The sequence below is a fragment of the Allocatelliglobosispora scoriae genome (genome assembly GCF_014204945.1).
GTDB classification, from domain to species: Bacteria; Actinomycetota; Actinomycetes; order Mycobacteriales; family Micromonosporaceae; genus Allocatelliglobosispora; species Allocatelliglobosispora scoriae.
Map to the genome: position 1 here is coordinate 2,557,040 of NZ_JACHMN010000002.1, position 15,920 is coordinate 2,572,959.

Here is a 15,920-nt window from a genome sequence, read left to right on the forward strand (position 1 = left end):
TCGCGGTGTCTCACGAGTCCTTCAGACCCAGGTAGTGCTGCCTGCGCTGCGGCGTCAGGTGCTCGATCGCATAGCGCAGCTCGACCCGCGGCATCGTCTTGGCGTAGTGGTCGAGGAAGTCCAGCAGCCGCTTCTGGTCGGTCTTGCCGGCCTCGCGCAGCAGCCCGCCGACCGCCTTCTGGACCAGGTCGTGGTCGTCGTGGACGAGGATCTCGGCGATCTCGAACGTGTCGTCCAGATCGCCCTTGCGGACGAAGTAGAGCGTCGCGAAGATCGCGATGCGCCGCTCCCACCAGTCCTTGGACCGCGCCAGGTCGTAGAGGACATCCCGCGGCTGGTCGTAGTCGTAGAGGTAGCCCCCGACCACGTGATGGCCGCTGAGGTCGACGAGATCCCAGCTGTTGATCCGGTCGGTCCGCCGGATGTAGAGGTCGAAGAGCTCCTTGCGGCGCGCCGCGGTCGTCTTCTTCTTGTTGAACTGCTTGCCCATGATGCTGAGGGCGCCGACCCGCACATCGTGGATCGGGCTGTCGAGCATCTTCTCGATCTCGTCGAGGTCCATGTCGACGAACTCCTTCGCCAAGGCGAAGTTGGAGCCCATCCGGACGCCCATGAAGATGTTGTCCTCGGCGTACTCGCCTTCGCCGGTCTTGAAGTATCGATGGATCTTCTCGAGTTCGACCAGCGAGGTCAGAGCTTCCAGCCGTTGTATGTACTGCTCGGCGGTGACATCCACCAACGCAAGTTACCATCCTGACTCATCGAAGATTGAGATGTTCCCGGGAGAGGCCCACTACTTCTTCCGGGCGATCGTCAGCCCGTCGGCGATCGGGAGCATCACCGCTTCCAGGCGGTCGTCGGCGGCGATCGAGGCGTTGACATCGCGGACCGTCTCGGCGCAGCGGCGCGGCAGGCCGGCCTCGGCGAGCTCCGGATCGAGCACGAAGCCGTCCTGCAGGACGTTGTCGACGATGAGCAGCCCGCCCGGGCGCAGCAGCTCCATCGCGAGCGAGCAGTAGACGGGGTAGTTCATCTTGTCGGCGTCGATGAAGACCAGGTCCGCGATCGTGTGGTCGGCGAGTTCCCGCAGCGTGCGGGCTGCTCCGCCGAGCCGGAAGTCGATGCGGTCCGCCATGCCGGCGAGCTCCCAGTGCTCCCGGGCCAGGGGGTGCCAGCGGTCGGTGACATCGCAGGTGATCACCCGGCCGCCGGGCGCCATGCCCTGCGCGAGCGCCAGCGCCGAGACCCCGGTGAAGGTGCCCACGTCGATCGCGGTGGTCGCGCCGAGGAGCCGGACCAGGATCGTCAGCAGGGTGGCCTGCTCGACCGGGACCATCATCCCGGCCGCGTCGCCGACCGCCGCGGTGCGCTCCGCCAGCATGCTGATCACCGGATCGGCCGGTGTTGACGACCGCACGAGATAGTCGCGCACGGCCGCGTCGACAGGAACGTACTTGACCTCGGTGAGTCCCGGGCTGCTCATGACCCCTCCATCGTGGCCGGCATGCGTCGCCCGTCGCGGACAGCGCCCACACCGGCCCCGCCGGACCGTGAACATCGTCGCGCCCGTTGCGACGGACGGGCATCCTCCACAGTGCTGTCCGCCGCCCACTCGCCGTCTTCCGGTCAGCACGCGGCCATCAGGGCCGCATGAACCAGTAAAAGCATTGCGGGAGATGCACCCGCAGCTCACGGTAGCGAACGCTCTGGTTCCTGGGGACGGCCTGAGAGCAACCGTCAGTCGGCCGCGCGCCCGGCCACGTTGTGCAGCAGAACGTGGCCTCGCGCAGTGAGACGGCCACGTCCTGCTGCACAACGTGACGGTCGGGCGCACGCAGCTGACGGTCGCTCTCGCAGAGAAGGAAGCGTGATAGCCGGGATGGACATGCCCACCGTGAGCACAGAGGAGAAGCCGTTGCCGGAGCAGGAGCGGGAGGCGGAGATCAGACCGCTCAACCCGGCCACCCTGGATCCGCTCGGCCGGATCTCGGCGAGCAGCGCAGCGGAGATCGGCGACGCCGCCGAGCGCGCCGCGGCGGCACTGCCCGGCTGGTCCGCCGACGCGCGGCGCCGGCACCGGGTGCTGGCGGGCTGGGCAGAGGCGATCATCGCGTACGCCGATCAGCTCGCCGCGGCCCTCGTCGCCGAGACCGGCAAGACGATCACCGAAGCCCACCGGGAGGTACGCGACAGCGCCGCCGCCCTGACCTACGCGGCGAGGATCGCGCACCGCCTCGACCGGGGCGGCGACCCCCTCGTGGCCCACCTGATCCGCGAACCGGTCGGCGTCACCTCGCTCGTCGTGTCGTGGGACTGGCCGCTCCTGCTGCTGCTGCGCGACCTGGCACCCGCCCTCGCCGCCGGTGCCACCGCGCTGATCAAACCGGCACCGCAGACGACCAACATCACCCACCGGGTGCTCGCCCTCGGCCGGGCCGCCGGGCTCCCCGAGGAGGCGGCGCAGGTGCTGGCCGGTCCCGCGAGCGCGGGGCGGGCCGCGATCGGCCACCCGGCGATCCGGACCGTGGCGTTCACCGGGTCGGCCCGGTCCGGGGCGCAGATCCTCCGCAGCGCCGGGCAGGGTGTCCGGCGGCCCGTCTTCGAGCTGGGCAGCAAGGGCACGATCATCGTCTGCGCCGACGCCGACCTGGCGGGTGCGGCACGGTCCGCCGCGGCGGGTGCGACGGTCACCGCCGGGCAGATGATGATGACCTGCATGCGGGTCCTCGTCGACCGGCGCCATCACCGGGAGATGCTGGACCGACTCACCGAGGCCTTCCGGGCGCTGCCGGTCGGGGACCCCGCGGACCCGCGGAACCGGATCGGCCCGATCGTCACGCCCGGCGCCGGTGAACTGCTCGCCGCCTACCTCTCGTCGGTCGCGATGTCGGCGACGCTCTACTCCGGCGGGCAGCGGATCCACCCCGACGCGCTGCCGGGCTATTTCCTCAGTCCGGCCGTCGTCACCGACCTGACGCTCGACTCACCGCTGATCCAGCGCGGGCTCTTCGGCCCGATCATCGCGGTGATGCCGTTCGACACGGAGCCGGACGCCGTACGCCTCGCCAACGCCACACCGTTCGGCCTGGGGCTGGGGGTGTGGACGCGCGATCCGGCCCGGGCCTGGCGATTGACCCGAGCGGTGCCTGCGGGCACCACCCGGGTCAATGGATACCGGACCGCCTATCAGTGGCTCCCCAGCAGCGGCTTCAAGGCGTCCGGCATCGGGGACGGCGCCCGGCGGTGACACCGGGGGCGTGAGGCCGCGCTTCGCGGCTGGGCCTCACGCCGCCGTCCCCCGACACGTTTTGCAGCGAAGCGTGGCCTGGGGAAGTGAGATGGCCACGCTTCGCTGCAAAACGTCACTAAAGCGCGATGGACTTGACGTGCATCGGGAGACCGCCGCGGATGCGCAGGGAGAGCATCGGCTCGGGGACCACGTGATGCGTCGGCACCGTGGTGAGCCGCAACTCCCGGGCGACCATCGCGGTCACGAAAGCGGCCTCCATCATTCCCAGGTTGTTGCCGACGCAGAAGCGCGGTCCGGCACCGAAGGGCAGGTAGGCGTACCGGGCGCGGTTGGCGGTGTTGGCGGGGTTGAACCGCTCCGGGTCGAACCGTTCGGGGTCGGGCCAGAACTTCGGGTGCCGGTGCAGCGTGTAGGAGCAGATCAAGACATCAACCCCGGCCGGTACGCGATAACCCGCGATCTCGTCGTCGGCCTGCGCCACCCGCGACAGCATCCACACCGGCGGGAAGAGCCGCATCACCTCGTTGAGCACCTGCGTCGTGTAGGGCAGCCGCAGCAGATCCTCATAGACCGGCAGCCGGTTCCCCAGGACCGTCACCGCCTCCTGGTGCAGCTTCTCCCAGACCTCCGGGTGCCGGTCGAGCATGTGGAAGGTCCAGCCCAGCGTGCTCGCCGTCGTCTCGTGCCCGGCGAGCAGCAGGGTGACCAGCTCGTCGCGCATCCGCTCCTTGGCGACCCGGGGGTCGGTCTCCTCCCGGGTGGAGAGGATGAGCCGCGACAGCGCGTCGTCGCCGAGCTCACCGGCGGCGACCCGCTCCGCCACGAGCTCGTCGACGATCCCCTGGAGCTCGGTCCGCGCCTTGCGGAAGCGGAGCTGTTTGGGCAGCGGCACCCACATCGGCACCGTACTCATCGACGACAGCTCGAACATCGCCTGGTCCTGCATCGCCTCGAAGGCGTGCCCGACCGATTCGTGCCCGCTGAGGTCGGCGTCGAGCAGGGTCCGGCCGAGGATGCCGAGGGTGAGTCCGGTCATCTCCTGGACCACGTCGATCGGTGCGCCGCCCTGGTGCGCCCGGAGCCGCTCGACCAGCCGGGCCGCCTCCTCGGCGACGGCACCGGCCTGTGCGGCGATGCGCTTGGCCTGGAAGACCGGCTGGATCACCTTGCGCTGCTTGCGCCACAGATCACCCTCGCTCGTCAGCAGGCCGTCGCCGAGGGCTCGCCGGGCGTGCACGAGCCCGATCCCCTTGTGGTAGTTCTGGCTGTTGTCGCTGAGCACGTGCTTGGCGTAGTCGGGGTGGTTGAAGAAGTAGAACGGCTTCGGGTTCATGCCGATCTTGACGGCGTCCCCGTAGGTCGCCGCCGACGTCATCATGCCCAGCCGATCGCTGTTGAGCTGCATGAGCGCGCGCAGCAGCTTCATGCCCTTGGGACCCGGCGGGTTCCGCCGGATCGTCATCTCGCTAGTCATCTCGCCACCTATCGTTGCGCGGGGAGGTCCGGGCTGAGCTGCCGGAACCGCCCGCGGAAAAAGACCACAGCGTCGGAGTCGGCTTGTTTCTCCACCGACAGCAGGGTGCCGACGAAGATGGTGTGGTCGCCGCCGTCGTAGCTGCGCCACAGGCCGCACTCGAGGTGCGCGAGCGCGCCCTCGATCAGCGGTGCGCCGGTGAGCCGACCGGGCCGCCAGTCGACGGCGTCGAACTGGGCGAGGCCCAGCGGACGCAGTCGACTGGCGAATTGCCGGGCCACCGGCTCCTGGTGCGCGGCCAGGACGGAGACGCCGAAGGTGCCGCGGGCCAGGAGGCTCGAGTGCATGACCGCGCTGTGCTCCACGCAGACCAGCACCAGCGGCGGATCGAGCGACACCGATGTGAACGAGTTGGCCGTCATGGCGTGCGGGGTCTCACCCCCCACGGTCACCACGGTCACCCCCGTCGCGAAGGTCCCGAGGGCCCGTCGCAACAGATCGGTGTCGGCCGCCGCATCGGACGGTCCGGAGTGCTCCTTCACGCGTACCTCCCTGCCGTTTTCTTTGAGCTACGCCGGCCGCGCCGCGTACGGTGCCAGCGCCCGGGCCAGCGGTTCCGGTACGCGGGCCGGAGTGGTGAGCCCGTTGGGCCCCCGCATGCAGGCGACCCGCTGCCGGCCCCGGGCGACGAGCGTCTCGCCGCCGCCCGGGTCCAGCCGGACATACTCGAAGCTGAACTCCACCTGCGTCTGCACCAGCTCGACCAGCCGCATCCGGATGGAGAGCTCGTCGAAGGCGGTGATCTCGGCGTAGAACTCGCAGTCGACCTTCAGCGTGAAGAGCTTCAGGTCGGCCTGGATGTCGGCGAGCACCTCGGGGGCCTCGTTCTTGAGGAACATCTCCCGGCAACGTCCCTGCCAGCGCAGGTAGTTGACGTAATAGACGTTGCCCACGATGTTGGTCTCCTCGAAACCGACCGTGTGCAGGTATTCGTAGTAGTTCTCCATCACGACCACCCGTCCGTGAGGATCGCGAAGACGACCTGCTCCTCGACATCGCGCAGCGTCGTCATGAGCGTCGCGATCCGCAGGGTGCCCGAGGCGAAGACCTGCCACGCGTCCTTCTGCTCCGGCACGAGCGTGACCGGCAGGTGGGACGGCAGGTCCAGCTGCTGGAGGCACTGCAGGACGGCGTCCACCCGGCTGCCCGCGGTGTCCATCTCCTCGCCGCGTTCCGCGACGATCTGCTTGAGCAGCGACGAGTGCTCGCTGAGCAGGATGTCCCAGGTCTCCGCCGGGAGCGGCGTGACCGGCCCGACGTGGCAGCCGAGCGTGCCGACCGCCGCGACGCCCAGGGTCACCCCGACCGCCTGCGACACCGCCACCGACCGGTCACCGGCGATGCCGGGCTGCCCGTCGGTGCGGTACTGCAGCTCCTGCTGACCGCCGAGTGCCCGGTGCACCGCCAGCTCGCTGCGGGCGTGGCAGTCGGCGTGGTCGTCGCTGTCCGGCTCGACCGCGACCGCGATCGAAGCACCGATCAGGTCGCCGAGCGAACGCTCCAGATAGGACCCGAGCAGTGGCGCCACCCAGGGGCCGCGCCCGTCCTTCTTGCGGACCGCCCGCAGCTGCAGGCCGTCCCAGCGCTCGACCACCTCGCCGGTCCGGGTGCGCACCGCGATGTCGTAGACATAGGTGTCACCGTCCCGGCTGCGCTCGACCGCGCAGTAGCGCAGCTCGCCCTCGGCGGCCAGTCGCGCACCGCCGGGGTGGACCCGCTCGATCCCGATCGGCAGCAGCGTCCCCTCCGGGACGCAGACCTGGTTGCCGTGCATCAGCGCGTCGCGCATGCCGGGGTCACCGAGCAGGAGCTCACCCGGCAGGTACGCCGCGAACCAGTTCCTCGCGTCGAGCGCCGCGACATCGGCGTCCACGTGTCGAGCCGCCGCCCGGTGGTAGCCCCGCAGCCGCTGGAACCGGGCACCCTGGAAGAGGGTGTCCCCGTAGAGGTCACGGGCCGGATCGAGGGCGACCATCGGCAGGTCGTCCCCGGACTGCTCCGGCGATCCCGCCGCGGGCGCACCGAGGTCGAAGCGGATCCGGGCCCGGAAGTGGTCGGCCGCGAAGCCGGTCTCCGAGCTGCGGATCACCACGTCCACGAGGTCGTCCTCGGTGACGACCGCGGCGATACGGATCGTGGTCGCGCCGTCCGGCGGGATCACGACGGGCCGGGCGAACTCGGCCCCCTCGATCACCGGCGTGTCGGTCCGCCCGGTCAGGGCGGATGCCACCTGCGTCATCGCCTCCATGCCCAGCACCGCCGGGAAGAGGAGGTTGCCGTCGAGCAGGTGGTCGGCGAGGTAGGGGTCGCTGCCGGCCGTCAGTTCGACATCGGTGACGAGCTCCACCCCGTGGTAGCGGATCAGCGGCTTGTCCACGAACCGCAGCAGCGGCAGCTCCGGCAGGTCGTGCCGCAGCGTGTCGATGCCCTGCGTGCGACCGCAGATCACCACCGCCGACGGCGCGTCCGGATCGCCGACGAGCCGGTGCAGGAGGCGTACGCCCTGGTCGAGCGTGATCGGGGTGATCCCCTCCCGCTCCAGCGACTCGACGACGGACAGGCGCTCGCCCATGCCGGCGCCGGACCAGACCGACCACTCCAGGCAGATCGCCCGGCACTCCGGGTGCTCCGCACCGAAGCGGGCCGTCGCGTCGGCCATCCAGTCGTTGGCGGTCGCGTAGTGCGCCTCGCCGCGCAGCCCCGCCCGGCCGATGATGCTGCCGAACGTGACGAGCAGCTTGAGCCGGTCGGCATCGACCGCCGCCAGCACCGCCGCGAGACCGTCGATCTTCGGGGCGAGGGCCCCGCGGAATGCCTCCATGTCGAGGCTGGTCAGCGCGGCCGGGTCGTTGCGCCCGGCACCGTGCAGCACCGCCGTGACCGGTCCGAGCTGCGCCGTCACCGAGGAGACGGCCGCCTTGATCGCCGCCGCGCTGGTGACGTCGGCCCGCAGGTAGCGGTAGTCGACCCCGGCGGCGCTGAAGCGCTCCAGGTTCGCCGCGAGCTCCGGGTCGGCGGCCGGGTCCGAGCGGCCGAGCAGGGCCAGTCGGGCACCGCTCTGCGTCGCCAGGGCCAGCGCGCACTCGGCGGTGATCCCCTTGCCGCCGCCGGTCACGAGAAGCACGTCACCGGGGTCGAGCGGTTGGCTGGTGCGGGCCGAGGTGACCGGCATCGCCCGGACCACCGGCACCCGCCGCCCACCGGCGACGTCGTAATGCGCCTCCTGGTATGCGGTGGTCGCGGCCACCTCGGCCACGACCCACGCGACCGCTTCGGGCGCCATCGGCACGTCCACCACGGTCACCCGGACCGACGGCAGCTCCAGCCGCAGCGTCTTCGCGAGCGCCGTGGCACCGCGCCCCTGCTGCACGACGACGAACCGGTCACCGGCGATGCCCGCGATCGCCGCCTTCGCACCGAGCAGCGCCAGTTCGAGCTGGGCCTCGGTGCACTCCGGCGGCAGGCAGACCAGCACGCCGGTGCCGACCTTGCCGCGTTCGAGCGCCACCCGCAGCGGCTCGGCGAGCGGGTGGTCACCGGCGGCGTAGACCCGCCAGATGCCGTTGCTCTCCGTGCCGACGACCGTCGGCAGCGGTGCCGCGTCCAGGTCGACGGCGAAGGCCCGGATGAAGGGCGCGGCACCGGCCGGGAGCAGCGGGCGGTCCATGTCGGCCGCCTGCCCCGTCCCGGCGAGCAGGTCGAGGGCGTCGGCCACCTCGCGCACCGTGGCGGTGGCGAGGCTGGTGGGCAGCCGCGAGGGCGCGACGCCGAGGCGCTGCGCCGCCTGGTTGACGACCTGCCCCACCGTGATCGAGCTCAGGTGCAGGTCGTCGAGGAGGCGGCTCTCCCCGAGCACCATGTCGAGCGGCAGCTCGGCCCGCTCGGCGGCGAGTCGGCGCAGCAGCTCCAGCGCGGGCTCGGTCGACGGCTCGCGGTTGGGTCCGGTCGCCGCCGGTCCCGCCTTCGGCTCCGCGTCCGGGATGTTGATCGACGACACCTGCTCGCACGGGCTCGCGAAGAACGAGAACTCCGCGTCGAGCTCCAGCACGCGGGAGAGTCGCGCTTCAAAAAGCGACGGGTGTACGCCCGCCGCGCCGACGACGAACGCCGCCGCCACGACGCGCAGCAGGCCGCCGATGGACTCCTCGTCGGTGTCGAGCGCCACGACGGGCACCTCCACCGACGCGCTCGCCAGGCCGCTGAGCACCTTGCCCGGCCCCACCTCGATGAAGAGGTCGGCCTCCTTCGCCGCGAGCCCCACCGCCTGCACGAAGAGGACCGGGTCGAGGATCTGCCGGTGCAGCAACTCCGCCAGGTTGGTCTGCGGAGTCAGCGCCTCGGCCGTGACCGTGGAGATGACCCGCTTGCCGACCGCCTGGAAGGGCTCCGTCATCAGGTAGGCGCCGAACGCGTCGGCGGCCTGCGAGACGAGCGGCGAGTGGAAGGCGTGCGAGACCCGCAGCAGGGTCCAGGTGAGCCCCGCCGCCTCCGCCCGGGCGCCGACCGCGCGGATCGCGTCGACCGGACCGGCGAGAACCGTCTGGTCCGGGCCGTTGTATCCGGCGATGACGACGGGGAGGTCCCCGATCAGCGTGCTCGCCGTCTCGGCGGGCCCGCCGATGCTCGCCATCGTGCCCGAGGCGCTGTGCTCGGCCATGGTCCGGCCCCGGGTGGCGGCGATGCGGAGCAGGTCCTGCCGCCCCATCGCACCCGCCCAGTGCAGCGCGGTGAGCTCGCCGAGGCTGTGGCCCACGGCCACGTCGCCGTGGATGCCGAGCCGGCCGAGGACCGCGAGGCCCGCCATCGAGCCCGTCACGATGCGCGGCTGCGCCACCTCGGTGGCGACGACATCGCCGCCGGTGGGGAGGGCCGCGGTGGCGTACACCTCGTCTGCTTCCGCGAAGCGGCGACGCAGCGCGCCGCCACCGGTACGCCGACCCGAACCCTGGCCGGGGAAGAGCAGGCCGACGCGGACCGCGTCGCCCGCGCGGCCGAAGAGCGCGCGCCCGTCGGCGGGGAAGAGCTTCGTCTCCCCGGCGGCGATCGCGGTGTCGATGCGCTGGAGCTGCCGTTCGGCGTCCTCGGGTGAGGAGGCGACGACGGCGGCCCGGTAGGGGCGACCGCCGAGCGCCCGGTGCAGCGTCGCGGCGAGGTCGCCGATCTGGGCGTAGGAGAGCTGCGGCACGAAGGCGAGCAGCTCCTGTACGCGTTCGCGCAGCTCACCGATCGTGTCGGCGTCGACCGTCAGCAGCTCGGCGTCCTGCAGCGACAGCGCGAGGGACTTGACGGGCGCGCTCATCGCGGTCCGCCTCGGCTCCCCCGGTCCCTCGATGACGATGTGCGTGTTGATGCCGCCGAAGCCCATCGCGGTGACGGCGGCCCGGACCGGGACGCCCTCCGGCCACGACTCCGCCGTCGCGAGCACCCGCAGCGCGGGGTCCTCGCCGGTGAGGAAGTCGTGCGGGTCCGGGCAGCCGATCGTGGGCGGGAGCACCTGGTGGTGCACCGCGAGGACCGCCTTGATGAGACCGGCGATGCCGGCCGCGGCCTTCGTGTGCCCGATCATCGCCTTGATGGAGCCGATGGCCGCCTTCGGGCCGTAGGGGTCCGCGGCCTTGCGGGAGAGCGTGAGCGCCTCCAGCTCGGTCGCGTCGCCGACGGCCGTGCCGGTGCCGTGGCCCTCGAAGAGGCCGACGGTCTCGATGCCGAAGCCCGCCTTGGCATAGGCCCGCTTCAGCGCGAGGCGGTAGCCGTCGACCTCGGGACGGGTGATGCCGCCCTTGCCGTCCGACGACATGCCCCAGCCAGCGACGACGGCGTAGATCTTGCGGTCCTGCGCCCGGGCGTCCTCCTCGCGCATGAGGACGACCATGCCGCAGCCCTCGCCCGGCCAGAAGCCGTTGGAGCCCCGGTCGTAGACCTTCATCTCGCCCTTGGCGAGCGCTCCGGTCTTGGCGAATCCGATGATCTCGAACGGGTCGATCGAGAGGTCGACACCGCCCGCGATCGCCACGTCCAGGTCGCCGTCGACCAGGGCGCGGCAGGCCGTGGAGACCGACAGCAGCGACGAGGAGCACGCGCCGTCGACGGTGTATCCGCCGCCCTTGAGGTCGAAGTAGTTGCAGATCCGGCCCGCGATGGTGTTGGAGAGGCCACCGGCGAGGCTGTCCTCGTCGATCGCCGGGAAGGGCGACTTGTAGGACTGCTCCAGCCCGCCGAGGAAGGTGGAGAGCTGCTCGTCGCTCCAGCCCTCCTCCCGCAGCGCAGCGGCGACGGTACGCCGGACGTACGGCCAGCGCAGCCGCATGATGTTGGCGCGGGCGAACTCACCGGTGAGGGTGTTGCCGACGACGACACCGGTCTTCTCCCGGGGCAGGTCGGCGCCCATCGGGAACCCGGCGTCGGCGAGCGCCTGTGCCGCCACGTCCAGCGCGAGCCAGTGCGTCAGGTCGGTGGAGCGGTAGGTGCTGCCGGCGACGCGGTAGCCCACCCGGTCGAACTCGTATCCCTCGATGACCGCTGCATTGCGGGCGTAGAACCGGTCGGGCGCGGCCGAGTCCGGGGAGTAGTAGTCCGACAGGCGCATCCGGACGTCCGGCAACCGCCGGAACGCCCGCCGCCCGGCGACGACGTTCTCCCAGAGCCGATCCGGCGAGTCTGCATCCGGATATCGGCACGACACACCGACGACGGCGATCCTTGTCATGCTGGCACCACCTCTCGACCACCGTTCTGCGCCACCGGGTTGCCGAGGGCAGCAGAAGACATGACGTGCAACGCCTCGCGCTCTTTACGTGCCTTCTCCGTGAAGTGCAGGGACCACAGGAAGATGCCGCGGACGAGGCAGACCGAGGCGGTGGCGAAGAAGAGGCCGTAGGGGATGCTCATACCGGTCAGGACGCCGTAGAGCCCGGCGACGCCGGCACCGAAGAGGAACTGCGAGGACGGCTTCGACGGGCTGGTGCCCGGGTCGGTGACCATGTAGTTCGAGAAGAGGACGAACGCGACGCTCGTCATCATGCCGAGGGCACCGATGATGTTGACGTCGAGCAGGATGCCGCGGACCACCGCCTGGACGACGAAGGTGAGCAGCCAGCCGAAGATCAGCCACATCCGGCCGGTCAGCTTGGCGTTGAGCAGCGTGCCCGTGGCGATGATGATCAGCGGGATCAGCCAGTCGATGACGCCGTCGACGTTCTCCGTGAAGTGGTAGGGCGGGGCGATGCTCGCCCACGGGAAGAGCACCAGGATCACGGTGATGCCGAAGTTCGACGGGTTCATGTAGTGGCGCATCCGGCCCTTGACCGGCGCCCGCAGGATCCACTTCGCGGCGATCGCGACGGTGACGCCGAACATCATGACCAGGACCCGGTCGTTGACGTAGGTCAGCATGTTCATCGCGAGGCTGGTGATGTGCGCGGGGAAGAGGAACTCGATGAAGCCCCGCTTGCCGTTGCCGAGGAAGCGCGGCGCGCGGCCCTCGGACCGGGCACCGAGGATCTCCAGGCCGATCTCGACGGTGTAGCCCGTGGCGAGGGCGATGAAGGGCCAGAGCCACGGCTGCTCGAAGCCGAGCACGGTGTAGCCGATGATGTTGAAGATCGTGATCGAGATGGCGAAACGACGCAGTGCTGTCGTGATCTTGGCGTCGTGGCGGACGGGGGTGGCGGTCTGAGTCTCGGCCATCTCCATCACCTTTCGTTGGTCGGCGTGTTTTTGGTCAGGAAGTCGAGATTCAGGTCGTGCCAGCCCGTGGTCATCGTCAGCTCCTCCTTGCGGAGCTGGCCGCCGCGTTCCCGCCAGCAGATGACGACCTTCAGCGGGCCGCTGACATCGGCACCGAGTCCGATGTGGACATCGGTGCTGCGCTTGCCCGAGTGGCCGCTGCCGCCGTCGACGCGGGAGATGAAGCGGCGTCCGTCCGCCGTCGTGACGGTGACCTGCGCGCCCACGGCGGGCGAGCCGACGACCGGCAGGGTGCCGCGCTGGACCGGGTTCGAGACCGCGGTCGGCTGGTGCGTCAGCCGCAGGCCGATGAAGGCGCCGGTGTCGGGGCTGTCGTTGTGGTAGAAGACCGGCTCGGCCCACTGCCGGGCCAGCGCGAAGTCCAGCTTGCCGTCGCCGTCCGCGTCGCCGGTGGCGATGCCCCGGGTCGGGGTGGGGATGGCGAGGCCGAGCTGATCGGCGATGTCGACGTAGGAACCGTCCGGCGACTTGGCGAAGAAGTGCATCCGCTGGCTGCCGCCGACGTCGTCACCGGCGCCCACGTTGGGCCACCAGATCGGGTGCTTGAGCAGGCCGTCGTTGGAGGTGGCGAGCTCCTGGAGCTGGGGCCAGCGGTTGACCTCGCCCTTGACGAAGCCGGTGGCCTGCGCGACGACGAGGTTGCCGCTGTTGTTGAAGTCGCCCATCTTGGCGTCCCAGCCCCAGCCGGACCAGGCGAGGTTGAGTGGCGCGCTCTCGTCGGAGAACGGGGCGTCACCCTCGGCGAACTTCGACTTCAGGTCCGCCTGGCTCTTCGCCTCGTTCATGAACATGAAGTGGCTTTCCTCGATGCCGAACGAGGTGGTGATGTTGCTGACGAACATGTCGTACATGCCGTCCTGGTTGAGGTCGCCGAAGTCGACGCCCATCCCCTTGAACGAGTCGTGGCCGATCACCTTGGACTTCGGGACGACCGCCGAGCGGCTCCCCTCGACCAGGGCGAACTCCAGGTGGCCCGGCGAGGAGCGGTTGTAGAGCAGCCGGTCCGGACCGAAGTCGTGCGCGAGGTAGAGCTCGGGCAGCAGGTCGCCGTCGAGGTCGTTGGCGGCGGCACCGAGGGCCCAGCCCTTGGAGGCCTTCTCCGGCAGCGCGTTGTCGATCAGCTTGAACTTGGCGCTCGGGCGGGCACCGGCGGTGCCGTCCTCCCAGCAGAAGAAGTAGTCCTCGCCACCGTTGAGTCCGTTGGACATGGAGTCGTTCATCGCGACGCCGGTGTCGACCGAGTCGTCGAGGACCGGGCCGTGCGGGAAGTAGTTGCCGATGAAGATGTCGACGTGGCCGTCACCGTCGAAGTCGTCGATCGCGACGGCGTTGGTGTTCCACAGCGGACCGTTGTAGGTCGCGCCGGGCGAACTCGGCACCAGCTCCACGGCCCGGTAGGTCGCGGCGGTGAGCCCGAAGGAGTTGGCCCGCGCGAGGTAGAGGATCGGCGTGCGACCCCACATGTAGACGAGCAGGTCCATCCGGCCGTCTTCGTTGAAGTCACCCGGCGCGCAGCCCATCGGGGCCATCTTGGTGCCGCTCATCGGCAGGTCGCCCGGGTTGAGTGCGAAGGATCGGTACCGGGCCTGCCCCTTGCCCGGCGCCGGCGCCACGATGGCCTGGTCGGTCCGGGGATCGGTGAGGCACAGGTCGTTGGCGAGACCGTCGCCGTCGAGGTCGTTCATCGCGATGCCGGCGCCGACCGAGGAGATCCAGGCATCGATGTGCTTGTACTCCTGGTTGACCCGGCGAATGGTCTGTTGCGGGTACCCGCCGGGCAGGTCGATGGACATCGGCGTGAACGCGTAGTGGCTCGCGATGTCCGCCCGCTCCGAGGCGGAGGCACTCGGCAGCCTGACGACGAAGAACAGACCAACGACCAGCGCTAGGCCGATGATCCCGGGTAGCTGCCTACGCAGCCAGCCATGTGTCGCTGACATGTACTCCAGACCTCCATGGGAAAACGAACTCGGCGGGGATGTCCCCGCCGCACGGTGAAGTGGGCACGCGGCCCGGGAGCCGGCTGGCTCGAGCAAGGGAGCTGTCAGTAACAGCGGTGCGGCGCCCTGTCCTGGACGATCCCGGGAGGCGAGCCAGTCGTTGAGTGGCTCGGCAACCTGGGAGACCGTTCTAGAAGATCCTTACAGGACGGTTAATGTCCGACCTACCTCTAGGATGCCTATTTAGTAGGACATATAGCGGGCAGGCGCCATCGACACGAGAGCCCTGGGCGCATGAAGGACCCTGGTCTTCGCGGTGTCGAAAACGGGTTACGGGACTCTGCGGCGGGGCTGGTGCCCGGCCAGGTCCGATGCCGGTCCGGTCAGCAGGTGCCGGTGTTGTCGGCGGCGCTGTGCTGTCCTTGAAAATGCCGGCGGATGTTGGCCCGCCAGGTCTCGTAGGTGGGGACTGCGCCGACCGTTCCGATCGGCGGCTCGGTGTCGTCGGCGAGCGCGTTCGCGGCCCGGACCGAGAGCCCGGTCAGCGCGGCGGTGGCGAGCGCGGAGTGCGGCGGCACGAACCCGCCGTGCACCCTCGCCTTCGTCGCGAAGACCGAGCCGAGGGCGAGCTCGTCGGAGTGCTCACCGGCGTGGCGCCGCAGCACCGCGAGGTCGTCGCTGCCGCCGCCGCCGGCGAAGGTCGCGGCGAGCCCCACGCCCGCCCACAGGTCCGGCTGTCTCTCCGGGGCGAATCGGCGAACCGCCGCCGCCACGTCGTCCACCGCGGCGGCATGCATAAACCACAGCGCACGGCCGATCCCCTGATCGACCGCGCGCTGGAAGTAATCGGACCGGCCCTCCCAGGCATAGGGCTCCGGGCGGCGCTGCTGCTCGATCCACCGGCTGTAGTGGAAATAGGCGAGGTCGAAGCCGTAGCCGTCGACCGCGAGCCAGCTCATCGCCGGATAATAGGGCGAGCCGGTGAGGTCCGGCATGATCTTCTTCCAGAGCACGCGGGGCAGCTTCGCCATCGCGAATCCGATGCCGATATAGGCGAGGAAGATGTGCGGCGCGCCCGGGCCGAGCAGGAGGTTGCGCGTGCGCTGGCGGCGTCCGCTGCCCATCGCGTCCAGGACCGTGAAGGCCATGGTCGCGCCCTCGTAGGCGAAGCCGCGCATGCCGACCTCCACCAGTTCGAGGCGGCGCTCGACCTCCCACTGGTCGCGGGCGTCGATCCCCCATTCGAAGCCGCAGACGACCGCCTGCGGGATCGCTTCGAGCCGTCGGGAAACCTCCGTCGGCGCAGCTGGGAAGCTGCGCCGGTCGAAGGTGACCGAGTCCAGCGATGGCGTCAGAATGAGCCTTCTCAGCGACCCGATGGCGGTGGGCATGGTTCCTCCCCGATGAGAATATTGACGACCGCCTCATCGTTATACGTTGCTCGCGGCAA

General features: G+C 70.2%; 10 protein-coding genes. 1 reads left to right on the top strand and 9 read right to left on the bottom strand.

Going from position 1 to position 15,920, the window contains the following annotated elements:
- Window positions 1–10 precede the first annotated feature (10 nt).
- Window positions 11–739 carry a DNA alkylation repair protein gene (locus F4553_RS17040; RefSeq protein WP_184837183.1) on the bottom strand — a complete coding sequence of 243 codons (729 nt, stop codon included), beginning with the start codon at window positions 737–739 and terminating at the stop codon, window positions 11–13.
- A 54-nt stretch (window positions 740–793) separates the two neighbouring features.
- Window positions 794–1,483: an O-methyltransferase gene (locus F4553_RS17045; RefSeq protein ID WP_184837186.1), complete on the bottom strand. Its 690-nt coding sequence runs from the start codon at window positions 1,481–1,483 to the stop codon at window positions 794–796.
- A gap of 411 nt (window positions 1,484–1,894) precedes the next feature.
- Here F4553_RS17045 and F4553_RS17050 point away from each other — a divergent pair, with 411 nt between their 5' ends.
- The gene (locus tag F4553_RS17050; protein WP_184837188.1) at window positions 1,895–3,247 is read left to right on the top strand and encodes an aldehyde dehydrogenase family protein; all 1,353 of its coding nucleotides are present in this window, start codon (window positions 1,895–1,897) and stop codon (window positions 3,245–3,247) included.
- Window positions 3,248–3,365: 118 nt separating this feature from the next.
- Here the strand turns inward: F4553_RS17050 and F4553_RS17055 are convergent, their stop codons facing one another.
- The 7 genes from F4553_RS17055 to F4553_RS17085 all read right to left on the bottom strand — a co-directional run bounded on the left by F4553_RS17055 (window position 3,366) and on the right by F4553_RS17085 (window position 15,861).
- On the bottom strand, window positions 3,366–4,724 hold the full coding sequence (locus F4553_RS17055) for a cytochrome P450 (RefSeq protein ID WP_184837189.1): 1,359 nt from the start codon (window positions 4,722–4,724) through the stop codon (window positions 3,366–3,368).
- An 8-nt stretch (window positions 4,725–4,732) separates the two neighbouring features.
- Window positions 4,733–5,266 carry a flavin reductase family protein gene (locus F4553_RS17060; RefSeq protein WP_184837191.1) on the bottom strand — a complete coding sequence of 178 codons (534 nt, stop codon included), beginning with the start codon at window positions 5,264–5,266 and terminating at the stop codon, window positions 4,733–4,735.
- 27 nt (window positions 5,267–5,293) lie between these two features.
- The gene (locus tag F4553_RS17065) at window positions 5,294–5,731 is read right to left on the bottom strand and encodes an acyl-CoA thioesterase (protein WP_184837193.1); all 438 of its coding nucleotides are present in this window, start codon (window positions 5,729–5,731) and stop codon (window positions 5,294–5,296) included.
- Window positions 5,731–11,490 (bottom strand): type I polyketide synthase, encoded by a 5,760-nt coding sequence (locus F4553_RS17070; RefSeq protein WP_184837195.1) that lies wholly within the window; start codon window positions 11,488–11,490, stop codon window positions 5,731–5,733. The genes F4553_RS17065 and F4553_RS17070 overlap by 1 nt, the downstream gene beginning before the upstream one ends.
- Window positions 11,487–12,470, bottom strand: coding sequence for an RnfABCDGE type electron transport complex subunit D (locus F4553_RS17075; protein WP_221469927.1), 984 nt, complete (start codon window positions 12,468–12,470; stop codon window positions 11,487–11,489). Before F4553_RS17075 ends, F4553_RS17070 begins: the two co-directional genes overlap by 4 nt.
- 5 nt (window positions 12,471–12,475) lie before the next feature.
- Window positions 12,476–14,470 carry a CRTAC1 family protein gene (locus F4553_RS17080; RefSeq protein ID WP_184837197.1) on the bottom strand — a complete coding sequence of 665 codons (1,995 nt, stop codon included), beginning with the start codon at window positions 14,468–14,470 and terminating at the stop codon, window positions 12,476–12,478.
- 383 nt (window positions 14,471–14,853) lie between these two features.
- Complete coding sequence (locus F4553_RS17085) at window positions 14,854–15,861, bottom strand: DUF1702 family protein (protein WP_184837199.1); 1,008 nt, start codon at window positions 15,859–15,861, stop codon at window positions 14,854–14,856.
- Window positions 15,862–15,920: the final 59 nt, after the last annotated feature.